Below are 1,811 nucleotides of genomic sequence, written 5' to 3'. Positions count from 1 at the left end.
GAAAAAAGATCCCAAGCGCTGAAAGCGCGGGATATTCGTTGATGCCATCGAGATTTGTGGGAAAAAGGATTTATATGGGCGTCCTACGCTGAAGCTACGGAGGCCAGGGCGACAATATAATGACTAATGACCAAGTATTAATTAAAGATTAGGAAATAACAATTTTCCCATTTTCCTGCTCAACGCTCACAGCTCATAGCTCATAGCTATTTAAAGCGTGAAAGGACCCGTTTGGGGGGCCCCTTGGGCTATGATCGCGGGAGGAAGGGGGGAATGGGAATACCATTCCTGTTATATATCCATATTCTTTTTCGTTCTTCCATAATACTACACGAGTAAATACCGATCGTTTGGTCTTGATCTTTTCTCATAAGCGCTGAAAGCGCGTTATTCTATAGCCCGGGGTAAGCCAGTCTTCTGGCGCAACCCCGGGTCCTGGGCGCAAAAAAGATCCCAAGCGCTGAAAGTGCGGGATATTCTGGTGGTATTTGGATATGCAGGAATAATGAAACTCACAACTCGTTTTTTAGCTCATAAGTCACTTAGAAATGAATATCACAACTCGTTTTTTCGCTCATAAGTCGCTTAGAAATGAACATCACAACGCGTTTTTTCGCTCATAAGTCGCTTAGAAATGAAACTCACAACACGTTTTTTTATTTCTACTTCATAATGTTAAGTAAATTGGACTCTGTTTTTGATTGCTAAGTCACTTAGGAGTCAAAATTAGAACCCTTTTTTTCATTCCTAAGTCACTTAGGAGTCAAAATTAGAACCCTTTTTTTCATTCCTAAGTCACTTAGAAGCCTCATTAGAACCATTTTTTTCATTCCTAAGTCACTTAGGAGCCTCATTAGAACCCTTTTTTTCATTCCTAAGTCGCTTAGAAGTCAAAATTAGAACCCTTTTTTTTATTGCTAAGTCACTTAGGAGCCTCATTAGAACCCTTTTTTTCGTTTCTAAGCGACTTAGAAGCCTCATTAGAACCCTTTTTTTCATTTCTAAGTCGCTTAGGAGCCAAAATCAGAACCCTTTTTTTCATTTCTAAGTCGCTTAGGAGCCAAAATCAGAACCCTTTTTTTCGCTCCTAAGTCACTTGGAAATGAATATCACAATTCGTTTTTTCGCTCATAAGTCACTTGGAAATGAATATCACAATTCGTTTTTTCGCTCATAAGTCACTTGGAAATGAATCTCACAACGCGTTTTTTCGCTCATAAGTCACTTGGAAATAAATATCTCAACTCGTTTTTTCACTCCCAAGTCACTTGGAAATGAATATCACAACTGTTTTGGGAGTGTCGAGAATTTTGTGTAAATAGATTCAGGCTGTTCATACCCATCACTTTAAACCATAGGCGGGCGGGAAGATAGTCGCGGATAAAGGAAGTTCAGCATAGTTCTCTTCCATGAAAGGAAAATTAATTGGTGATAAAGGGTGGGAAAGAAAGGTATAACAGACTCTGCACTTCTAACCCTGTCCCCTGCTCTCAAGCTTTTGTCGTACCTCCTCAAGTTTCTTCAGCTCAAGTCCGGTAAACTCAATGATCGTTTCGTTTTCCAATCCCTTGCTGATCATTTTTTCTGCAATCTCAATTTTTGCCTGCTCGATACCCTTTTCAATACCTTCCATTCTCCCCTTCTCCATTCCTTTTTCGATGCCTTTCTCGATACCCTTTTCAATTCCCTTCTCCATCCCCTCCTGAAGAAGCTTCTCAGCTATCGTTGGCATAACCATACCTCCGCTTTCTATAGTTTTTTTAAGCTTACCCTGTTAATTTTATGCCGTGTTTTCTAACTGTTATAATGAA

The 1,811-nt window shown here is 39.8% G+C and carries 1 protein-coding gene; it reads right to left on the bottom strand.

The window, feature by feature from the left end; genetic code table 11:
• Positions 1-1,471 precede the first annotated feature (1,471 nt).
• Positions 1,472-1,732 (bottom strand): hypothetical protein, encoded by a 261-nt coding sequence (locus tag QA601_18830; protein ID MDG5817158.1) that lies wholly within the window; start codon positions 1,730-1,732, stop codon positions 1,472-1,474.
• Between the last annotated feature and the right edge of the window lie 79 nt (positions 1,733-1,811).

Source organism: Chitinispirillales bacterium ANBcel5 (assembly GCA_029688955.1).
Lineage (GTDB): Bacteria > Fibrobacterota > Chitinivibrionia > Chitinivibrionales > Chitinispirillaceae > Cellulosispirillum > Cellulosispirillum alkaliphilum.
This window is presented reverse-complemented; position numbering and strand designations above follow the sequence as displayed.

Excerpts from the sequence above, each read along its gene's own strand:
- QA601_18830 (MDG5817158.1), bottom strand. The coding sequence starts at position 1,732 with ATGCCAACGATAGCTGAGAAGCTTCTTCAGGAGGGGATGGAGAAGGGA.